Source organism: Pseudomonas sp. Z2-11 (assembly GCF_054161305.1).
This window is the reverse complement of record NZ_CP096395.1, coordinates 39215-59621: the sequence shown is the minus strand read 5'-3', so window position 1 is coordinate 59621 and position 20407 is coordinate 39215. Positions and strand designations below refer to the sequence as shown.

Genomic DNA, 20407 nt, shown 5'->3' with positions numbered 1-20407 from the left:
CATGAGCCAGCTCGAGATCCGCCTTGTCACCGCCGCCGACCACGCTGCCTGGCTGCCGCTATGGCAGGCCTACCTGCGGTTCTACAACACCGAACTGCCAGACGCGGTGAGCCAGAGCACCTGGCAACGCTTGCTCGACGACCGTGAGCCCACCCATGGCGCGCTCGCCTGGGATGGCGACACGGCGGTGGGCCTGGTGCATTTCATCTACCACCGTTCCAACTGGAGCATCGAGAACTCCTGCTATCTTCAGGATCTGCTGGTGGCAGAACACTGCCGAGGCAAGGGCGCAGGTCGCCAACTCATCGAATTTGTCTACGCCACCGCCAAGGCCGACGGATGTTGCAAAGTGCACTGGCTGACCCACGAGACCAACACGACCGCAATCCAGCTCTACGAGCGGATTGCCGAACGCCCTGGCTTCACTCAATTTCGCAAAGCCCTCTAAGGAACGCAGCATGTCCACTTCGCTCGCTGATTGGAAAGGTGTCCCGGCGCCGTTTGCGCGCTTGCTAGAAGGACGCTTCATCCGCCTGGAAAAACTCGACCCGGCGCGTCACGCCGACGGATTGTGGCAAGCCCTCGAAGGTCCCGGCGCCGATCCGAAACTCTGGGATTATCTGCCCTACGGCCCGTTCAAGGAGCGCAGCGGGTTCGATGCCTGGCTGAACAACCATGCGGTCAACGTCGATCCGTATTTCTTCAGCGTGATCGACCGCGCCAGTGGCGACGTGCAAGGTATTCTCAGCCTGATGTCCATCGTGCCGGCCCAGGGCCGTATCGAGATTGGCCACGTCACCTTCGGCGCGCCGATGCAGCGCTCGCCGAAAAGTACCGAGGCGGTGTACCTGCTGGCGAAAGAGTGTTTCGCCCTGGGCTATCGACGCCTGGAATGGAAATGCAACAACGCCAACGCCCGTTCCCGGTATGCCGCCGAGCGGCTGGGGTTCACGTTTGAAGGCGTATTCCGCCAACATATGGTGGTCAAGGGGCAGAACCGCGACACCGCGTGGTATTCGATGCTGGACTCGGAATGGCCAGCGATCGGCGCAGCCTTCGAGCGCTGGTTGAGTGAGGAAAACCAGAGCGCGGATGGCCAGGTGCGCAGTCTCGCCCAGTGTCGAGCCTGACCCTCGGCGCGAACCGCCCGGCGTCTGCGTGGCGAGGGCGCTTGCTTCCTCGCCACGGGGCTTGCAACCAGGGTCAGCGCAGTTGCTGTGCCAACACCGCAATGTGCTCCGGCCCGATGCCGCAACAGCCGCCCAAGTGACTGGCCCCACGCTTGCGCCAGTCCGCCGCCCACCGCAGATAGCCCGGCGGATCGAGGTCTTCGCGCAGCGGGTCCAACCCGTCATTGGCTGTCGCTTCCTTGGGCTGCGGTGGGAAGGCGTTGGCGTAGGCACCGATGTGGATTTTCACGCCTAGGCGCTCGAAGGTTTCGCGCGCCGCGTCGATCGCAGCGCCGATCACCTCGGGCTGGCTGCAATTGAACAGCAGCGTCTCGACCCCCAGCTCCGCCGCAACTGCCGCGGCGTCCGCCACCGGCTCGCCGGAGCGCAGGCGCGGCACTTCATCGGTGTCTTCGTCTTTCAAGGTAAACGACAGCCAGAACGGCTTGCCGTCCTTCGGCAGTCCGGCGTGAATGGCTCGCGCCTCGACGATCGAACTCTGGGTCTCGGCCAGCCACAGGTCGACATGGGGTGTCAGGCCAGCAACCAATGGCGCCAGCAGCTCGCTGGCGCGAGAGGCGTCGAACAGATCGGGACGGTAGGAACCAAACAGCGGAGGGAGCGATCCGGCCACCCGCACCGCTTTGCCTGAAGCCTGCACCGCCCGCCTGGCCAATTCCCCCGCCAATGCCGCCAACGCCTGGCCTTCCTCGGCAAAGCGCGCTTCGCCGATATGAAAGGGCACCACGGCGTAGCTGTTGCTGGTAATCACATCGGCGCCGCTGGCGATATAAGCCGCATGCACCGCCTCCACAGCCTGGGGCGCTTCGCTCAGGGCCAGGGCCGACCACTCGGGCTGTCGAAACGGCGCACCACGGCGTTGTAGCTCACGGCCCATGCCGCCGTCGAGAATAGTTGTCCTTGCTGCGGCCATATGCGATTCACTCATAAGCTTATGAAAAATACTCACTATCGGAGTCGTTCTTATAACTATTTAATGCGCACTCTTCCGCCAATCACAACCTATTTTTCAGCCTGGGATTTATCGTGAAATTACCTTTACCGCTTGCCCTGGGCTTGACGCTGCTGGCCGCTTCCTCATCGATCCTTGCCGGCACCACGCTGGACCGTATCGAGCAGAAAAAAGAACTGGTCGGCGTGTTGATGGAAAGCTACCCGCCCTTCTCTTTTCTCAATGACCAGAACCAGCTTGACGGTTTCGACGTGGACGTCGCCAAGGCCGTCGCGCAAAAGCTTGGGGTCAAGCTGCGCTTGGAAACGCCCTCGTGGGATGTGATCGCGGCCGGCCATTGGAGTGGCCGCTACGACATCTGCATCTGCTCGATGACACCGAGCAAGGCCCGCGCCGAAGTGTTCGATTTTCCCGTGCAGTACTACGCCTCGCCAGCGGTGATCGTGGTCAACGCCAAGGACGACAGCATCCATGGCGCCAAGGACCTGAGCGGCAAGAAAGTCGGCCTCACCAGCGCCTCCAGCTACGAAAGCTACCTGAACAAGAACCTGGTGATCGAAGGCGCCGAGGGTACCCAGCTGAGCTACCCGTTCGAGGACGTGCAAATCGCGCCATACGATACCGACAACGTGGCGTTCCAGGACCTGGGCCTCGGCGCCGGGGTTCGGCTGGATGCGGTGTTGACCAACCTGGTGACCGCGCAGCCACGCCTGACCGAAGACAAGCGCTTCAAACTGGCGGGCGAACCACTGTATTCAGAGCCCAATTCGGTTGCCATCGAGAAAGGCGACGCCGAGTGGAACAGCAAGGTGCGTGAAGTCTTTGCCCAACTGAAGCAGGACGGCACCCTGAGCAAGCTCTCGCAAAAATGGATCGGTGCCGACATCAGCCAATGAGTTCTTTTCCGCCCCCTATCCAGCCACCTCCACCGGTGGCTGAGTCGCGCCTGCAAAAAATCTTCGGTTTTCGCACACGGCTGTATCTGACCTGGGCCGCGATGCTGGTGCTGTTCGCCAGTTTCTTCCTGAGTTTCGACCTGAAGTTCTCGATCATCCTCGACAAACTGCCGAACCTGCTGGGCGTGCACCTGGCGCCCAACGGCTTTCTGCAGGGCGCGGTGCTGACACTGTTCCTGTGCCTGTGCTCCATCGTCGCCTCGTCACTGCTGGGTTTCATCACCGCGCTGGCGCGCTTGTCCAGCAGCGCGGTGGCGTTCGGCATCGCCAGCTTCTATGCGTCGTTCTTTCGTGGCACGCCGCTGTTGATCCAGATCCTGCTGATCTACCTGGGCCTGCCGCAACTGGGCGTGGTCCCAGGCGCCATCGCTGCGGGAATCATCGCCCTGTCACTCAACTACGGCGCCTACTTGAGCGAAATCTTCCGTGCCGGGATTCTCGGCGTGCCTCACGGCCAACGGGAAGCCTCCCTCGCCCTGGGCATGGGCGAAACCGTGATCTTCTGGCGCGTTACCCTGCCCCAGGCCATGCGTACCATCATCCCGCCGACCACCAACCAGTTCATCTCGATGCTCAAGGATTCTTCGCTGATCTCGGTGATGGGGGTCTGGGAGGTGATGTTTCTGGCGCAGTCCTATGGTCGTTCCAGCTATCGGTATATCGAGATGCTGACTACGGCGGCGGTTATCTATTGGTTGATGTCCATTGCGCTGGAGCTGATTCAGGCGCGGATGGAGCGGCATTATGGGAAGGCTTATCTGCATAATCGCTGAGCTGTTGCAGGATGGTGTGTATTCCGGGGGGTGGTGTACATATCCGTTGCTGCGGTCACGGCTGCTTAGGGTTCCGCCCTTACGGCGGCTCACTTTTAAGGGGCCCGGAAGCCGGCCCAGTCAAAAGTAAGCAAAACGCCTTTGCCCCACCACTCGGTGCCTCGCTTGGGCTCGGCATGCCCTCACTCCGGCATTGCTCCGTGGGCCGCCGCGAAGGGCCATCCATGGCCCAGCGCGGCTAACCCGGCATCCATGCCGGGTTACCCACTGCGCAATGCCTGCGTTCGGCCAGCGTGGTTAACGGGGCGCTGAGATCAAAATCAAAAGCAGAGCAAGAGCAAGAGCAAGAGCAAGAGCAAGAGCGGGGCGCATGCCAGCACTTGCGCAACTGACCCACCGCCTTCGCGAGCAGGCTCGCTCCCACACTGAACCTTCGACAGACCCAGACCTCACGGCATACAGGGATCCCTGTGGGAGCGAGCCTGCTCGCGAAGAGGCCGGACCATTCAAAGTCTTCAGTCCCAATCCTAAGGTCCCTCCAACTCTGCAGCTTAGTGGTTAGACGGGAAGATCTGCCTGATGTACAGCAGAATCGCTAGCAGGTGAGGATTGGATATCACTTCCACCGATACTCCACCCCAACACTTCCAATGCATCACATCCGTCCTGTAACAACAGATGCGCGGCGTTGGCGAAATGCTCCAGGTCATAACCCTCGGCGTGTTTCATGCAGAGACAGGAAACACTGTTGAGTAAGTCGCGAGCGGCTTTGATGCGGTGCGCAGCGGTTTCCAGAAGATCGGAGGCCCCAGCTTCTGTGTCGATAAACAGTGTGGGGCCGCCGCTGGTATTGGCTTGAAGGGGGTGATACTTGGTCATCGGTTTGCTCTCTTGAGTCAGGAGCTACCACCGTTCGCGGCTAAACGAATATTGGTGGCAGCTGTACGCGGGTTAGCCGACCGGACAAGAGAATCCGGCACACCCGAAGATGTCCCCCGCACAGCCGCCATAAATGTAAAAACACGGGCAGCAAAAAGCGCCGCCATTGGGGGCGCTCGTGCACTCTTGTTCGACCGGCTAAGATCGATCACCGATTTTGTCGATGACGAGAGGACTATAGACGAGGTCCCAACGATACAACGCTGGATTTCTGTATCCCGGAACTATCCTACGCGAAACGCAGAATGGGTTTACAAAGCCAACTTTGGTCGGCCGCAAGCCTACCATCGCGTGCTCAATCTGTATCGAGCAGTTGGTCAATTACGCTTTCAGAGGGAGCTCGTCTCTTCTCATCCCAAGGACATAAACAAGCCTTCCGAACACGACGATTGCCCGCGAAAAGCCGCCATTCCTCAAGGGCCGAAAGCACTGGGTGCGGCCCGACGAACAACTTCGGGTGTCGATCAAACAGAAAGGCCCATAAGAGCTGTAGGGCAAAGCTGCGAACCCTGAAATCCAACCGGACGACGCGCTGATCGCAGCACGAACAGCCTACAGATTCCATCCGCCAAATCCTGTCTGCGGCGAGAACATGGCTGGCATCGCCATCCAGAGGGAATTTCTAAAGTGCGACCTCATTCATGAGAGATCGCATTCGATGCCTACCAAACATGTATTCCTGCCCCAACATCTCGCACTGGCGATTGCCTTGGCACTGGGTTGTGTCGAGTCTTCGATAGCTCAGTCAGTTGCCGGGGAAACCCGCCCCTTGGAAACAACAACCGAGATGCAGGCTCGTCTCAAGGCGTTCATGGCACCAACAGCGGATACGAAACGCGACAACGTGACGACCGTTCGCGAAGACGCCTTATTGAAGGACGACAGCAACGATCTGGTGATGGTCAGCAAGCAAGGCAGACTCTTCGGGCTCACCGACGGCGGCGGCGGAGCCAATGTCTTGCAGCTGGATACCCAGGGAGGCGAATTAGGCGAGATACGCAATTTCCAGGATCTGTATTTGAAGCAAGGCGAGTGGTCGAACGGCAGTCGTATCGACGCAAACAGCCTGGTCGACTCGAAGGCCAAATTGCTGAACAGCGGCCACATCAACGGCGCGGTGCACGTTCTTGGCGAACTCACCAACCAAGGCACTGTCACCGGACCTGTCTTCGTGGGAAAAAAGGCCCGCTTCAACGGCAGCGGGACGGTCGATGCGCTGGACGTGGCGGGCACCCTGGAAGTCGGCCCCGCAATGGGAGCCCCTTCGGTGACGAATGACCTGAAGCTTTCCAAGAGCGCGACGCTGGTTTACGCAATCGACGCCGAGAAAGGCAGCAGCACAATCAAGGTTGGCGGCACCGCTACGTTGGGCAATGCGACTCTGAAGATCCCCTCCGTACCGGGTGAGTTCGTCGACACAAACAGACGCATCGTGATCGAGGCGGAAAAGATTGAAGGGACATTCGGCAAGGTTGTCGATGAACTCGCCTTTTTGACCGCCACTCCTGATTACACCCTCGAAAAACAGGTGGGGCTGACCTTCGAGCGCAACGATGTCCCGCTGGGAGAGGCGGCTTCCTCCGCCAACGGACTCGAATTCGTGGAGGCCATTGAGCCGCAGCAATCGGTTAGCCCTGTACAGCCCGAGCCCGGCATCGCGGCACAAGTTGCGCACTCGCCTGCCGCCGAGCCGGAAGCCGATCGTCCAACGTCAGTGCCCACCGCACCCTCCACGGTTGTTGCCAGCACCGAGGTCAAGCCGGCCCCCAAAACCAACGCCGCCATCAACGCCCTGCTTGGCACCAATATGGCCACCGCCGCTGTCGCCATCGACCAACTGAGCGGCCATGACACGGCAAACCTTGGCAACGCCACCCTGAGCAGCGTCGCGCCAGTCAGCAGCGGTATGCTCTCGGCCATGGGCCGGCGAAACCCGGCGGCTGGGCACGGCAACGGCCAGGTCTGGGTCCAGGCCATCGGTAATAGTGGAAGCCTCGCCAAGCAACCGGGCGGCGTTGCCATGAAGCATTCGACACAAGGTTTGATGCTGGGAACCGACTGGGCTGTCAGCCCCGATTGGCGGCTGGGCCTTATCGGCAGCACAACCCGGACGCGGCTCGACGGCGATCAGTTCGACGGAGCTCTCGACAGTTGGCTGGTGGGCGCGTATGCCTTGCGCCAGGACGGGCCGCTGGCGCTGCGCCTGGGCGTTGTCCATGGCAATCATGACGGCAGTACCAAGCGCCACGTTGCCTTCAATAGGTTCAGGGATCGTCTGAAAGGTCGCTACGATGCGACGACGCAGCAGGTCTTCGGGCAACTTGGCTACCAGCTGGATATCGGCCATTTCGAACTCGAGCCCTATGCCCAAGTGGGCTACCAACGTTATCAACGTGGCGGCTTCACGGAGAAAGGCGGCGATGCGGCATTGCAGTACAACGGCCAGGCCCAGGAACACTTCAGCAGCGACCTGGGCCTGCGCCTCGCCCGCCCCTTCCTGCTTGATCGCGGCATGCGCGTGACGCCGCGTCTGGACATCGGCTGGAAGCACTTGTATGGAGACGTCCAGGGTAGCTCCCATCAACGCCTGGCCAGGGGAAGCAGCACTTATCACATCAAAGGTGGCGAACTGGACCGCGACAGCTTGCTTCTGCAGGCAGGGCTGGACCTGGCGGTTTCGCCACGTCATACCCTGGGGTTGAGCTACAGCGGCGAAACAGGGCAGGACAACCGCAACGGTGCGCTGGTGGGACAGTGGCGGATGGCGTTCTGACGGGCAAAAAAAAGGGGAGCACCTGCTCCCCCGAGGTAAAACGTTGCATCGAGGCTGTTTGGATCAGCCTTCGATTTCGACCAGAATCTCGCCCGGATTGACCCGGTCGCCCTTGGCGACATGAATGGCCGTGACCTTGCCCGGTATGGCTGCCTGGACTTCGGTCTCCATTTTCATGGCTTCGGTAATCAACACGGCTTGGCCGGCTTTCACCACATCGCCCTCCTTGACCAGCACATCAACGATGTTACCCGGCATGGTGGTGCTGACGTGGCCCGGTGCAGTGGCTTGCTTGCGCTTGCTGCTGCCGCCGCCGACAAATTCGTTGAGCGGTTCGAACACGACCTCTTCCGGCATGCCGTCGATGGACAGATAGAAATGACGCTTGCCCTCGGCCTTGACGCCCACGCCGGTAATGTCGACGCGGTAGGTTTCGCCGTGGACATCAATGACGAACTCGGTCGGCACACCCTCGCCGCCCGCAGAGCTCACACTGCCCGCTTCGGGGATAGGCAACAGCACTTCCGGGGTCAAGGTGCCGGCTTCGCGCTCCTCAAGAAACTTGCGACCGATGTCCGGGAACATCGCATAAGTCAGCACGTCTTCCTCGGATTTGGCCAAGGCGCCGATTTCGCCACGCAGCCGGGTCATCTCCGGCTTGAGCAGGTCGGCGGGACGGACGTCGATCACGTCTTCACTGCCGATGGCCTGGCGGCGCAGCTTCTCGTTCACCGCACCTGGCGCCTTGCCGTAGCCGCCTTGCAGATAGAGCTTCACCTCGTTGGTGATGGTCTTGTAGCGCTCACCGGCCAACACGTTGAAGAATGCCTGGGTGCCGACGATCTGCGAGGTCGGGGTTACCAGCGGCGGGAAGCCGAGGTCTTCGCGCACTCGCGGAATCTCCGCCAACACTTCGTTCATGCGGTTCAGTGCGCCCTGCTCTTTCAACTGGTTGGCCAGGTTGGAAATCATTCCGCCTGGTACCTGGTTGACCTGGACGCGGGTATCCACCGCGGTGAACTCGCTTTCGAACTGGTGGTACTTCTTGCGCACGGCGTAGAAATACAGGCCGATTTCCTGCAGCAGTTCCAGGTCCAGACCAGTGTCGAACTCGCTGCCCTTGAGAGCCGCCACCATCGATTCGGTACCCGGATGGCTGGTGCCCCAGGCGAAGCTGGAAATCGCCGTATCGATGTGGTCGGCGCCGTTCTCGACAGCCTTGAGCTGGCACATCGCGGCGAGGCCGGCGGTGTCATGGGAGTGGATGAATACCGGCAACGATTGCTCGGCCTTCAGCGCCTTGACCAGTTCGCCAGTGGCATAGGGAGTCAGCAGGCCGGCCATGTCCTTGATCGCCACCGAGTCGCACCCCATGGCCTCCATCTGCTTGGCCTGCGCCACAAAGGCTTCGATGGTGTGCACAGGGCTGGTGGTATAGGCGATGGTGCCTTGGGCATGCTTGCCGGCAGCCTTCACCGCTTCGATGGCGACGCGCAGGTTACGCACGTCGTTCATCGCATCGAAGATACGGAACACGTCGATACCATTGACCGCGGCCTTGGCGACAAACGCCTTGACCACATCATCGCTGTAATGGCGATAGCCGAGCAGGTTCTGGCCGCGCAGCAGCATCTGCAAGCGCGTGTTGGGCAGCGCTGCGCGCAGTTGGCGCAGACGCTCCCACGGATCTTCTTTCAGGAAGCGCACGCAGGCGTCGAAGGTGGCGCCGCCCCAGACTTCCAGCGACCAGTAGCCGACTTTGTCGAGCTTGTCGCAGATCGGCAGCATGTCTTCGGTACGCATGCGGGTGGCGAGCAGCGATTGGTGGGCGTCGCGCAGGATTGTGTCGGTAACGTGGATCTTCTTGGACATTGTCATGATTCCTTACAGGCCTGCGTGGGCGGCAATGGCGGCGGCGATGGCCAGGGCCAGCTCTTCGGGTTTGCGCTTGATCGAGTAATTGGTCAGTTCGGGATGGCTTTCAACAAAGCTGGTGTTGAACTGGCCGCTGCGGAATTCCGGATTACGCAGGATCTCCTGGTAATACGCGGCGGTGGTCTTGACCCCCTGCAGGCGCATGTCATCCAGGGCTCGCAGGCCACGGTCCATCGCTTCTTCCCAGGTCAGCGCCCAGACCACCAGTTTCAGGCACATCGAATCGTAGAACGGCGGAATGGTGTAGCCGGTATAGATTGCTGTGTCGGTGCGCACCCCCGGGCCACCCGGTGCGTAATAGCGGGTGATCTTGCCGAAGCTGGGCAGGAAGTTGTTTTTCGGGTCTTCGGCGTTGATGCGGAACTGCAACGCAAAGCCCCGGTGCTGGATGTCTTCCTGCTTGACCGACAATGGCAGCCCGGAGGCGATGCGGATCTGCTCGCGAACGATGTCGATACCGGTGATTTCTTCGGTGATGGTGTGTTCCACCTGCACCCGGGTGTTCATCTCCATGAAGTACACCTCGCCCTCGGCGAGCAGGAACTCCACGGTGCCGGCATTTTCGTAGCCCACGGCCTTGGCGGCGCGCACCGAGAGGTCGCCGATGTAGGCGCGCTGTTCAGGCGTCAGTTGCGGACTCGGGGCGATTTCGATCAGCTTCTGGTTACGGCGCTGGATCGAGCAATCCCGTTCGAACAGATGCACCACGTTGCCGAAACTGTCACCGAGGATCTGCGCTTCAATGTGCTTGGGATTGACGATGCATTTTTCCAGGAACACTTCCGCCGAGCCGAACGCCTTGGTGGCTTCGGAGATGACGCGCGGGAAGGCCTGCTCGAGCTCTTCGCGACTGTTGCAGCGACGGATACCACGGCCACCACCGCCGGACGTGGCCTTGAGCATCACCGGGTAACCGATCCGATCACCTTCGGTCAGAGCCTCTTCGATACCCGCCACGTTGCCTTCGGTACCCGGGGTCACTGGCACGCCGGCCTTGATCATGCTGCGGCGCGCTTCGGTCTTGTCGCCCATGCGGCGAATGACTTCCGCCGACGGGCCAATGAATTTGATCCCGCGCTCGGCGCAGATGTCCGCCAGTTCGGCGTTTTCCGAGAGGAAGCCGTAGCCGGGGTGCAACGCGTCGCAACCGGTTTCCACCGCCAGGTTCACCAGTTTGCGCGGATTGAGGTAGCCGGCCAGCGGATCGGCGCCGATGCTGTGGGCCTCGTCCGCACGCTTGACATGCAAGGCATGGCGGTCGGCGTCGGAATAGACCGCGACCGAGCGAATGCCCATTTCGGCGCAGGCGCGCACGATTCGGACGGCAATCTCACCGCGGTTGGCGATCAGGATCTTTGTTATCAATTGGAGGTTCCCTTGAGCCGGTGATACCCACGGCCTGAGGTCCAGGCCGATGCGTGACCAGATGTAACAATTGGTCGCCGCTCCACACTAGTCCCGGTCGTTGATTAACAAAAATGAATATTTGTTGGGTCGTGCATAAGCAAAGACTTATAGTCGTCTTGCCCGCCCCCGCCCCGAGAGCCAGATATATGCGTAAGTCATTGATGCGTATGACATTGCGTCAATTGCAGATTTTCAATGAGGTGTGCGACCTGAGGTCATACAGCCGCGCGGCTGATGAAATGTCTCTGACACAACCGGCCGTTAGCCTACAGATTCGATCGCTTGAAGAGCTGATTGGCCAGCCGCTGTTTGAGTACGTCGGAAAAAAACTCTACATGACCGAAGCGGCCGAAGCCCTGCAACGCGCCAGTCGGGATATCTTCGGGCGGCTGGAGAACCTCGACATGCAGCTTTCGGACATGCAGGGTTCGCTGCAGGGGCAATTGAAGCTGGCGGTAGAGTCCAGTGCCAAATATTTCGTCCCGCACCTGTTCGCCGCGTTCAAGCGCCAACATCCCGAGGTCAATCTGAACCTCACCGTGGTCAATCGCGGCCAGGTGATCCGGCGCCTTTCAGACAACCGTGACGATCTGGTAATCATGTCAATGGTGCCCCAGGACATGGGCCTGGAATTCCTGCCATTTCTCAACAACCCGATCGTTGCCGTGGCGCCGCCCGACCATCCGCTTTGCCACATCGGCCCGTTGCGCCTGCAGGACCTGGAACCTTATACGTTGCTGTTGCGCGAGCCCGGTTCGGGGACGCGGCTGGCGTGCGAGGAGTATTTCAAGGAGAAGCGGGTGCATTTCACCCAGACGCTGGAAGTGGCGTCGGCGGAGGCCCAGCGCGAGTGCGTGGTGGCCGGGCTGGGCGTGGCACTGTTGACGCGCCACGCCGTAAGCCGCGAGCTAAGCTCCGGCGCACTCATCGAGTTGCCGGTTGAGGAGTTGCCGCTGTACCGCAGCTGGTGCCTGGTGCAGGCCAGGGCAAAACGTCTGTCACCGGTGGCTCATGCCTTCCTGGCATTCGTACGCGGCGAGCGCGCCCAGATTATCGGCCTGGTTGAGCGTTTCGACGGGAAGCCGCCGGCGCTGCCTGCCAGTAATTGAACTCTACGGCGTCAGGAAATTCGCTGATTTCTGCCAGAAGCTGCCGTTGCTCATAGCGATCTTCGATTGCACGGCGGAACGCCATGCGGCGTTGGTCTTCCTGTTGGCGACGGGTTTTGGCGGCGCTGCGGTCTTCGTAGGACTGGGTCATGTCGAGACTCCCAAGACGTATACGGGAGTTTCAAGATGACGGCGCGGGATGACGATTTGGCGGCGCGAGCGTTACAGAACGATGAATTCGCAGGGGCGCTCCCCTGCCACAGAAACCCCTCGACCCCGGGAACAGCGCTCAGTCATCCAGCGCCTTCACCGACTTGGGCGACAACCGCAAGCTGCGAAGGCTGCGCTTCACACTCTTGAGGTGATTGACCAGGCTCGGGCCGCGCGCCATGGCGACGCCCATGGCCAACACATCGATAACCACCAGATGCGCGATGCGCGAGGTCAATGGCGTGTAGATTTCCGTGTCTTCATGCACGTCGATCGCCAGGTTCACCGTCGACAATTCAGCCAATGGCGTCTGGCTCGGGCACAAGGTGATCAGCGAGGCACCGCTTTCACGTACCAGGTTCGCAGTGATCAACAAGTCCTTGGAGCGACCCGACTGGGAAATACAGATCGCCACGTCGGTAGGCTTCAACGTCACCGCCGACATTGCTTGCATGTGTGGATCGGAATAGGCCGCCGCCGTGAGCAGCAGACGGAAGAACTTGTGCTGGGCATCGGCCGCGACCGCGCCAGAAGCACCAAAACCATAGAACTCGACACGTTGGGCCTGGGACATGGCCGTAACCGCTTTCTGCAGCGCCACCGGATCGAGCTTCTCGCGAACTTCCATCAGGGTGTGCAGGGTCGTGTCGAAGATTTTCAAGCTGTAATCGGCGACCGAATCGTCTTCATGAATCGCGAATTGGCCAAAACTTGCACCCGCCGCCAAGCTCTGCGCCAATTTGAGTTTCAGGTCCTGGAAACCCGAACAACCAATCGCGCGGCAAAAACGCACGATGGTCGGCTCGCTGATGCCGACGCTATGGGCCAGATCGGCCATGGAACTGTGCATCACTGCCGCAGGATCAAGCAGTACATGATCGGCGACCTTCAGTTCCGACTTGCGTAGCAGATGGCGCGACTGGGCGATGTGTTGCAACAGGTTCAAAGGACTGGACTCTTGTTATGGGGCGGGTGCCGGGATGTAGCAAGCTTGTAGTTATACTACAGGAATTGGCTTTCTGCCCGCCCAATACGTAACTGAATTGGCCTTGTTCCCCCTTGTTTTGGCGGGGGACGCTTCGTGTAGCCGTTACGAAGGCTAGCCATCGCAGGACCTCGGGCCCTTTGCTACAAAGCAGGCTTATTCTGCTCGAGCATCAGGCGGGCCAGGCCTTCGGCTCCCACCGGTCGGCTGATGAGATAGCCTTGAACCTCGTCGCATTGCTCGTTTTTCAGGAAATCCAGCTGCTCCTGCCGCTCGACACCTTCGGCCACTACCTTGAGCGACAGCCCATGAGCCATGGCGATGATTGCCCGGGTGATGGCTGCGTCCTCCCCTCCCTCCGCCAGGCCACGAACAAATGCCTGGTCGATCTTCACGTAATCCACCGGAATACGCTTGAGATAGCTCAGCGAAGAATAGCCGGTGCCAAAGTCATCGATCGCCAGCTTGACCCCAAGATCACGCAGTTGCTGGAACGTAGCGATGATGTGCTCGACGCTGTCGAGCAACTGGCTCTCGGTCAGCTCCAGCTCCAGGTATTGCGGGGCCAGGCCGGTCTCCTCCAACACTTGGCGTACAAGACTGACCAGTTTGCCCTGGCGCAACTGATGCACCGAGAGATTGACTGACACCCTGATAGGCGCAAGCCCCTGGCGCTGCCATTCGCACGCCTGCCAGCAGGCCTGGCGGAGCACGAATTCGCCAATGGGTCCGATCAGCCCGGTCTCCTCGGCCAAGCCGATGAAGTCAGCGGGTGGAATCTGGCCCATGGTCGGATGGTCCCAGCGCACTAGCGCCTCGGCTGCGTTCAGGCGGCCGGTCGCCAGGCACAGTTTGGGCTGGTAGAACACGCTCAGTTGCTGTTCCTCAAGCGCCTTGCGCAATTGGTTCTCCAATTGCAGACGTTCCAGCGTGCTGGCCTGAAGGCTGTCGGTATAAAACTGGAAGCTATTGCCGCCCAGGTGCTTGGCGTGTTGCATCGCCATGTTCGCCTGGCTGACCAACGTGGAGATTTCCCGAGCGTTGTCGGGCAACAGGCTGATGCCGATCGAAGCGCTGACCACCAGCTCATGTCCCTCGATCGTCAGTGGCAGCCGCAGCTTGGCTGATAGCCGGGTCGCTACCCTCGCCAGGCTGGAAAGGTTGCCATAGGCGTCGAACAACACGGCGAACTCATCTCCGGACAGCCTGGCAATGGTGCCGGCTTCCGGCAACGCATTGATCAGGCGGCGAGCCATTTTCTGCAGCAACTGATCGGCGATGTCGTGGCCGAGGCTGTCGTTGAGCAACTTGAAGCGATCAAGGTTGATGTGCAGCAGTGCCAGGCTGCGCCGCCCGCCCTGGCGAACCCGTTGATGGGCCTCGTGCAGGCGCTCGCGGAACAGCGAACGGTTGGCCAATCCGGTCAGCTCGTCGTAATGAGTGAGGTAGCGCATCCGCTCCTCGGATTCGCGGCGGGCCGAGAGATCGGCGAAGAAGCCCACTACATGGCTGACCTTTCCTCGCAGATCACGCACCACATTCAACTGCAACCACTGCGGGTAGAGCTCACCGTTGGCCCGCGCTTCCACCAGCTCGCCTTGCCAGGTGCCATGCTGCTTGAGGGCCTGGCGAATGATCGGATAGTGCCGGCGTGCATCGCGACTGCAGGGCAGGTCGACCACGCTGCGCCCCAGCATGTCGGCGATATCGAAGCCGGTAACCCGCGCGAACGCCTGGTTGGCGGCCAGCAACGCGTAGTTGGGGTCGAAAATCACAATGCCTTCGCTGGCTGCTTCAAAGACCGTGGCCGCCAGTTGCCGCTGTTGTTCAAGCTCTTTGCTGGCACTGATGTCTCGCCGGGTGCCGACCATGCGCAGCACCCGCCCAGTGGCGCTGCGTTCCACCGCCCGGCCACGGTCTTCGATCCAGACCCAATGGCCGTCGCCATGACGGACGCGGTATTCGATCTGGTAATCCTCGCTGCGGCCCTTGAGATGCTCAACCAGGGCACGCTTGAGCGCCGGAAGATCCTGTGGATGCAGGCGCGGGGTGAGATGACTGAGCATGGCCGTTATGTACTCGGGTTCCAGGCCAAACAGCTCCTTGAGTTGGGTGTGATGGACTTCATCAGTCTGCAGGTTCCAGTCCCACAACCCCAGCTCACTGGCCTTGAGCGCCAGTGCCAGGCGTGCTTCGCTTTTACTCAGCGCCTGGCTGGCCGCCTCCAGTTCAAGGCTGCGCTGCGCGACCCGCGCCTCCAGGCCAACCTGCGCCGTACGCAGCAGGGCTTCGGCAGAACGGCGTTGTTCGACCTCCCGGGCCAATGCCTCGTTAAGCTGGGCGCCGCGGGCTTGTGCTTGCTGCAGATGCTCGATCAGTGCCTGGTTCTGGAACCGGCGCAGCATGCCGTTCTGTATCAGCCGATTGACCTGCCAGGCCACCACACTCAGCGAAACCAGCACCACCAGCCCAAGCCAGCCCCAGCCACGCTGCTGCTCGTCGCCGCCCCAGAAAAGATAACCGATGGCCGGCAACAGGCAGGGCAAGGTAAAGGACAGGAACGCCGCAAGGCTCACGGCATAGGCGACACTCGCCGACAGCGTGGCCGCGCCGATCAGGCCGAATACCCAGGCCTGTTGTTGGAAGCTGTCCGCCGGGACCAGGGCGATACCGGCACCAGCCAGCGTCAGGCCGGTCATGGCCGAGCCCAGCAGGAACATGCGCAACCAGATCGGGTGCGCCTGGCGGCTTGGTATCGCCGAATCGAACGCGGCCACCTGAATCACCCGCAACGCCACCAGCGACAGCAACCAGACCAACCAGACGCTGACCAGGAAGTAGCGCGACGGCGTCCATAAGAGCGCCGCGCACACCAGCCCGTTGAGCAGCATGAACAGCGTGGGCAGCAGCGAACCCTGATATAACAGCCTGGTGCGTTCGACGGCCATTTCCGTGGCGTACTGCTTGCAGATGAGGCGCGGCTCCACGCAGGGCCCCGCCAGATCGGAACTGGAGGTCATAGGCGATGTTCTTGTTCTTATTCAGGGGCGCGTGCTGCACCCGAAACGAGCACCGAGCATACACAAGCCAAAGGCCATCCCACACTGCTCCTGCTCATAAAAACAGCGAAAAAGTCGCGATTCCATTGGGTAATAACCTTGGAAAGCGAGCCCCGCCCGTGCTTGTAGCCGCTGACCAACCGGTCATCACCCAGGAGGCTTTTTATCGGCTGATGCAAAGCTCGGTTTGCCCGGGGTGACGCCGCACCCTAGAATGCCTCGATGCGCGATGATCTCTCCCTTCTGCTGAATTCCCTGAACGACGCCCAACGCCAGGCAGTTGCTGCCTCCGTCGGTCGTCAATTGGTCCTGGCCGGTGCCGGCTCCGGCAAGACCCGAGTGCTGGTGCACCGTATCGCCTGGTTGATCCAGGTCGAGAACGCCTCGCCCCATTCGATCCTGTCGGTGACCTTCACCAACAAGGCCGCTGCCGAGATGCGCCATCGCATCGAGCAGTTGATGGGTCTCAACCCGGCCGGCATGTGGGTCGGCACGTTCCACGGCCTGGCGCACCGCCTGTTGCGGGCCCATTGGCAGGAGGCCGGCCTGAGCCAGACCTTCCAGATCCTCGACAGCGATGACCAGCAGCGCCTGGTCAAGCGGGTCATCCGTGAACTGGGCCTGGACGAACAGCGCTGGCCCGCCCGTCAGGCCCAATGGTTCATCAACGGCCAGAAAGACGAAGGCTTGCGCCCGCAGCACATCCAGGCCAGTGGTGACCTGTTCCTGGCGACCATGCGCAGCATCTACGAAGCCTATGAAGCGGCATGCCAACGCGCCGGAGTCATCGACTTTTCCGAGCTGCTGCTGCGAGCCTTGGACCTGTGGCGCGACCACCCGGGCCTGCTGGCGCATTATCAGAAACGCTTCCGGCATGTGCTGGTGGACGAATTCCAGGACACCAACGCTGTCCAGTACGCCTGGTTGCGCCTGCTGGCCAAGGGTGGCGACAGCCTGATGGTAGTAGGTGACGACGACCAGTCGATCTACGGCTGGCGCGGCGCCAAGATCGAAAACATTCATCAGTACTCGGCGGATTTCCCCGACGCCGAGGTCATCCGCCTGGAGCAGAACTACCGCTCCACCGCCGGTATCCTCAAGGCCGCCAACGCATTGATCGCAAACAATACCGGGCGCCTGGGCAAGGAATTGTGGACCGACGGCGGCGAAGGCGAGGCGATCAATCTGTACGCCGCCTTCAACGAACACGATGAGGCCCGCTATGTAGTGGAGACCATCGAGAGCGCGTTGAAAACCGGCCTGGCTCGCAGCGATATCGCCATTCTCTATCGCTCCAACGCCCAATCGCGGGTGTTGGAAGAAGCCCTGCTGCGCGAACGGATCCCTTACCGAATCTATGGCGGCCAACGCTTCTTCGAGCGCGCGGAAATCAAGAACGCCATGGCCTACCTTCGCCTGATCGAAGGACGCGGCAACGACGCGGCCCTGGAGCGGGTGATCAACGTGCCGACCCGGGGCATCGGCGAGAAAACCGTCGAGGCGATTCGCGACCATGCGCGCCATAGCCACGTGTCAATGTGGGAGGCCATGCGCCAACTGGTCGACAACAAAGGCGTTACCGGCCGCGCCGCCGGTGCGCTGAAAGCGTTCATGGACCTGATCGAAGACCTCGCCGCCAAATGCGCCGAGATGCCGCTGCACCTGATGACCCAGACCGTCATCGAGCAGTCCGGCCTGATCGCCTACCACGAGGCAGAAAAAGGCGAGAAAGGCCAGGCGCGGGTGGAAAACCTCGAGGAACTGGTCAGCGCCGCGCGCAACTTCGAAAACACCGAAGAAGACCAAGACCTGTCCCCGTTGTCGGCTTTCCTCGGTCATGCCTCCCTGGAAGCCGGCGATACCCAGGCCGACGAGCATGAAGACAGCATTCAACTGATGACGCTGCACAGCGCCAAGGGTCTGGAGTTTCCGTATGTGTTCCTGGTGGGCATGGAGGAAGGCCTGTTCCCCCACAAGATGAGCCTGGAGGAGCCGGGACGCCTCGAAGAGGAACGTCGCCTGGCCTACGTTGGCATCACCCGCGCGATGCAGAACCTGGTGCTGACCTACGCTGAAACCCGTCGCCTGTATGGCAGCGAGACCTACAACAAAGTGTCACGCTTCGTACGCGAAGTGCCGAAAGGTCTTATCCAGGAAGTACGCCTGTCCAACAGCGTCAGCCGACCGTTTGGCGGCAACCAGCAAGGCACGAGCAGCCTGTTTGGCGGTAGCGACATTCCGGAAACCGGCTTCAGCCTCGGCCAGGCTGTGCGGCATTCGGTGTTTGGCGACGGCGTGATCCTCAATTTCGAAGGCGCCGGTGCCCAGGCCCGCGTCCAGGTCAACTTCAGCGAAGGCAGCAAATGGCTGATGCTGGGGTATGCCAAGCTGGAAGCGATCTAAAAGAACCTGTGGGAGCGAGCCTGCTCGCGAAGGGGTTGGATCAGTTGACATTGATGTCACTGATACAGTGTCTTCGCGAGCAGGCTCGCTCCCACAGGGAACCACTCAGCATTCCGATAGAACTTGTCCCCCTTTCCTACAGCCCAAAGCGAACAGGCCTTCTAGCGCATCTGAAGCTGAACCTCAGCTGTCACGCAAAAGCCCGAAACACTCTGCCGCTAGCCAGCAACAGTTCACCTGTGCAACATGGCGCGCGTGCTATCCACAAATGGGAATGCCTTAATATGAAACGTTTTCTTAGCATCGCCATGGCGTTGTGCATCGGCCTGACGATGGCCATCGACGCCAATGCCGCCAAGCGTTTTGGCGGTGGTAAAAGTTCGGGCGCCGCCCCGACTCACCAGACCAGCCAGATGGCGCCGTCCTCTGCCGCCGGTTCAACCGCTGCCACCGCAGGCGCTGCCGGTGCGGCTGGCGCTGCCACCAAAGCCAGCGGTGCTTCGCGCTGGCTCGGCCCACTGGCCGGCATCGCCGCCGGTGGCCTGCTCGCCTCCATGTTCATGGGCGACGGCTTCCAGGGCATGCAGATCTTCGACATCCTGATCATGGCGGTCATCGCCTTCCTGGTCTTCCGCTTCATTGCCGCCCGTCGTCGCAAGCAGCAGGAGCAACTCGCTCCGGCCGGTCACGCGCCAATGCAACGTGAAGTGTTCAACCAGCAGCCTGCCAGCGGCTCGATCTTCGGTGGCTCAGCCGCTCCAGTGGCCGCCCGCCCGGTGATCAACGCACCCGCCTGGTTCAACGAACAGCGCTTCATCGAAGCCGCTCGCAGCCACTTCATGTCCTTGCAGCAGCATTGGGACTCGAACGAAATGGACAAGATCGCCGAGTTCGTAACCCCGCAATTGCTGGAGTTCCTCAAGCGTGAACGCGCCGAACTGGGCGACGGCTACCAGTCCACCTACATCGACAACCTGCAGGTGCAACTGGACGGCGTCGACGATCGGGCAGACAAGACCATCGCCACCCTGACCTTTGTCGGCGTGTCGAAGGACTCTCGCTTCGACCAGGGCGAAGCGTTCAGCGAAAGCTGGAACATGGAACGTGCCCAAGGCGAGAACCAGCCTTGGCTGGTTGCAGGTATCCGCCAGAACGGTTGAACCTTTGCGCGTTTCGCATGTTGAAATAAAACCCCGGCCTTGGCCGGGGTTTTCTATTTCACGGTTGCATCTATAGCGAGCTACTGTATAAACCGCCCCATATGAAACCGCGCCATTGAGAAAGAGGATCCCCGGACGTGGAAGAAATCATCGAACAACTGCGTGAAGCCAACGAACCTGTACCGGTTCCACTGGAGTTGCCTGACGAAGACTTGCTGGTAGAGATCGAGGAGCAACTGTTCATCGATATCCCGTTCGTCTTCAGGGAGTTTTTGCTGACTGTCAGCGACGTAGTCTATGGCAGCCTGGAGCCGGTGACCGTTACCGATCCGCAATCCCATACCTACTTGCCCGACGTGGCAGCCAATGCCTGGGATGCGGGTGTCGATCGCAGCCTGATCCCGATCTGCCAGGACGGCGACGATTATTATTGCGTCGAAGAAGACGGCACGGTGGTGCTGTGGCAGGCCGAGGAAGAGCTGATTGCCGAGGAAACCTGGGAATCGGTCTGGCACTGGGCACGGGATGTCTGGCTGGAAAGCTGACGCGCCCATGC

At 60.8% G+C, this 20407-nt stretch carries 16 protein-coding genes; 9 read left to right on the top strand and 7 right to left on the bottom strand.

The genetic code is table 11. The features are described from left to right. The first annotated feature begins 1 nt into the window (after window position 1). Together M1E16_RS00260 and M1E16_RS00255 are read left to right on the top strand one after the other, a co-directional pair. Window positions 2-448, top strand: a complete 447-nt coding sequence (locus tag M1E16_RS00260) for an N-acetyltransferase family protein (RefSeq protein ID WP_458128915.1) — start codon at window positions 2-4, stop codon at window positions 446-448. Between the two features lie 10 nt (window positions 449-458). Then, window positions 459-1130 carry a GNAT family N-acetyltransferase gene (locus tag M1E16_RS00255; protein WP_458128914.1) on the top strand — a complete coding sequence of 224 codons (672 nt, stop codon included), beginning with the start codon at window positions 459-461 and terminating at the stop codon, window positions 1128-1130. A 73-nt stretch (window positions 1131-1203) separates the two neighbouring features. On the opposite strand, the gene M1E16_RS00250 is transcribed toward M1E16_RS00255, so the two are convergent. After that, window positions 1204-2103, bottom strand: coding sequence for a homocysteine S-methyltransferase family protein (locus M1E16_RS00250; RefSeq protein WP_434654417.1), 900 nt, complete (start codon window positions 2101-2103; stop codon window positions 1204-1206). 113 nt (window positions 2104-2216) lie between these two features. Here M1E16_RS00250 and M1E16_RS00245 point away from each other — a divergent pair, with 113 nt between their 5' ends. Continuing rightward, window positions 2217-3038: an ABC transporter substrate-binding protein gene (locus M1E16_RS00245; protein WP_458128913.1), complete on the top strand. Its 822-nt coding sequence runs from the start codon at window positions 2217-2219 to the stop codon at window positions 3036-3038. Further along, window positions 3035-3871, top strand: a complete 837-nt coding sequence (locus M1E16_RS00240) for an amino acid ABC transporter permease (protein WP_434626811.1) — start codon at window positions 3035-3037, stop codon at window positions 3869-3871. Before M1E16_RS00245 ends, M1E16_RS00240 begins: the two co-directional genes overlap by 4 nt. A 558-nt stretch (window positions 3872-4429) precedes the next feature. Here the strand turns inward: M1E16_RS00240 and M1E16_RS00235 are convergent. Next, entirely contained in the window at window positions 4430-4750 is a 321-nt protein-coding gene (locus tag M1E16_RS00235; RefSeq protein WP_458128912.1) for a hypothetical protein, read from the bottom strand. Window positions 4751-5402: 652 nt separating this feature from the next. Here M1E16_RS00235 and M1E16_RS00230 point away from each other — a divergent pair. Further along, complete coding sequence (locus M1E16_RS00230) at window positions 5403-7583, top strand: autotransporter outer membrane beta-barrel domain-containing protein (protein WP_458128911.1); 2181 nt, start codon at window positions 5403-5405, stop codon at window positions 7581-7583. Between the two features lie 63 nt (window positions 7584-7646). Here the strand turns inward: M1E16_RS00230 and oadA are convergent, their stop codons facing one another. Together oadA and M1E16_RS00220 are read right to left on the bottom strand one after the other, a co-directional pair. Further along, the gene (gene oadA / locus M1E16_RS00225) at window positions 7647-9455 is read right to left on the bottom strand and encodes a sodium-extruding oxaloacetate decarboxylase subunit alpha (RefSeq protein ID WP_434570619.1); all 1809 of its coding nucleotides are present in this window, start codon (window positions 9453-9455) and stop codon (window positions 7647-7649) included. Between the two features lie 12 nt (window positions 9456-9467). Then, the gene (locus tag M1E16_RS00220) at window positions 9468-10883 is read right to left on the bottom strand and encodes an acetyl-CoA carboxylase biotin carboxylase subunit (protein ID WP_003187105.1); all 1416 of its coding nucleotides are present in this window, start codon (window positions 10881-10883) and stop codon (window positions 9468-9470) included. A gap of 188 nt (window positions 10884-11071) precedes the next feature. Here M1E16_RS00220 and M1E16_RS00215 point away from each other — a divergent pair, with 188 nt between their 5' ends. After that, window positions 11072-12034: a LysR family transcriptional regulator gene (locus M1E16_RS00215; RefSeq protein ID WP_336072855.1), complete on the top strand. Its 963-nt coding sequence runs from the start codon at window positions 11072-11074 to the stop codon at window positions 12032-12034. Here M1E16_RS00215 and M1E16_RS00210 read toward each other — a convergent pair. From M1E16_RS00210 to M1E16_RS00200, 3 genes are all read right to left on the bottom strand, one after another. Next, window positions 11976-12185, bottom strand: a complete 210-nt coding sequence (locus tag M1E16_RS00210) for a PA3496 family putative envelope integrity protein (RefSeq protein ID WP_305497700.1) — start codon at window positions 12183-12185, stop codon at window positions 11976-11978. The two genes, M1E16_RS00215 and M1E16_RS00210, sit on opposite strands and share 59 nt — an antisense overlap. Window positions 12186-12323: 138 nt before the next feature. Continuing rightward, the gene (gene hexR, locus M1E16_RS00205) at window positions 12324-13190 is read right to left on the bottom strand and encodes a transcriptional regulator HexR (protein WP_003187110.1); all 867 of its coding nucleotides are present in this window, start codon (window positions 13188-13190) and stop codon (window positions 12324-12326) included. A 182-nt stretch (window positions 13191-13372) separates the two neighbouring features. Further along, a complete protein-coding gene (locus M1E16_RS00200; RefSeq protein ID WP_458128910.1) occupies window positions 13373-16249 on the bottom strand; it encodes a putative bifunctional diguanylate cyclase/phosphodiesterase in 2877 nt (958 codons plus the stop codon). A gap of 261 nt (window positions 16250-16510) precedes the next feature. Between M1E16_RS00200 and uvrD the strand changes: the two genes are divergently transcribed. From uvrD to M1E16_RS00185, 3 genes are all read left to right on the top strand, one after another. Further along, window positions 16511-18691 (top strand): DNA helicase II, encoded by a 2181-nt coding sequence (gene uvrD / locus M1E16_RS00195; protein WP_434570623.1) that lies wholly within the window; start codon window positions 16511-16513, stop codon window positions 18689-18691. A 284-nt stretch (window positions 18692-18975) separates the two neighbouring features. Beyond that, window positions 18976-19851, top strand: coding sequence for a Tim44 domain-containing protein (locus tag M1E16_RS00190; protein WP_434570624.1), 876 nt, complete (start codon window positions 18976-18978; stop codon window positions 19849-19851). 137 nt (window positions 19852-19988) lie between these two features. Continuing rightward, a complete protein-coding gene (locus tag M1E16_RS00185) occupies window positions 19989-20396 on the top strand; it encodes an SMI1/KNR4 family protein (protein ID WP_003187120.1) in 408 nt (135 codons plus the stop codon). Window positions 20397-20407: the final 11 nt, after the last annotated feature.

Excerpts from the sequence above, each read along its gene's own strand:
- M1E16_RS00210 (WP_305497700.1), bottom strand. The coding sequence starts at position 12,185 with ATGACCCAGTCCTACGAAGACCGCAGCGCCGCCAAAACCCGTCGCCAA.
- M1E16_RS00240 (WP_434626811.1), top strand. The coding sequence starts at position 3,035 with ATGAGTTCTTTTCCGCCCCCTATCCAGCCACCTCCACCGGTGGCTGAG.
- uvrD (WP_434570623.1), top strand. The coding sequence starts at position 16,511 with ATGCGCGATGATCTCTCCCTTCTGCTGAATTCCCTGAACGACGCCCAA.
- oadA (WP_434570619.1), bottom strand. The coding sequence starts at position 9,455 with ATGTCCAAGAAGATCCACGTTACCGACACAATCCTGCGCGACGCCCAC.
- M1E16_RS00235 (WP_458128912.1), bottom strand. The coding sequence starts at position 4,750 with ATGACCAAGTATCACCCCCTTCAAGCCAATACCAGCGGCGGCCCCACA.
- M1E16_RS00250 (WP_434654417.1), bottom strand. The coding sequence starts at position 2,103 with ATGGCCGCAGCAAGGACAACTATTCTCGACGGCGGCATGGGCCGTGAG.
- M1E16_RS00230 (WP_458128911.1), top strand. The coding sequence starts at position 5,403 with ATGGCTGGCATCGCCATCCAGAGGGAATTTCTAAAGTGCGACCTCATT.
- M1E16_RS00215 (WP_336072855.1), top strand. The coding sequence starts at position 11,072 with ATGCGTAAGTCATTGATGCGTATGACATTGCGTCAATTGCAGATTTTC.
- M1E16_RS00200 (WP_458128910.1), bottom strand. The coding sequence starts at position 16,249 with ATGACCTCCAGTTCCGATCTGGCGGGGCCCTGCGTGGAGCCGCGCCTC.
- M1E16_RS00190 (WP_434570624.1), top strand. The coding sequence starts at position 18,976 with ATGAAACGTTTTCTTAGCATCGCCATGGCGTTGTGCATCGGCCTGACG.
- M1E16_RS00255 (WP_458128914.1), top strand. The coding sequence starts at position 459 with ATGTCCACTTCGCTCGCTGATTGGAAAGGTGTCCCGGCGCCGTTTGCG.
- M1E16_RS00260 (WP_458128915.1), top strand. The coding sequence starts at position 2 with ATGAGCCAGCTCGAGATCCGCCTTGTCACCGCCGCCGACCACGCTGCC.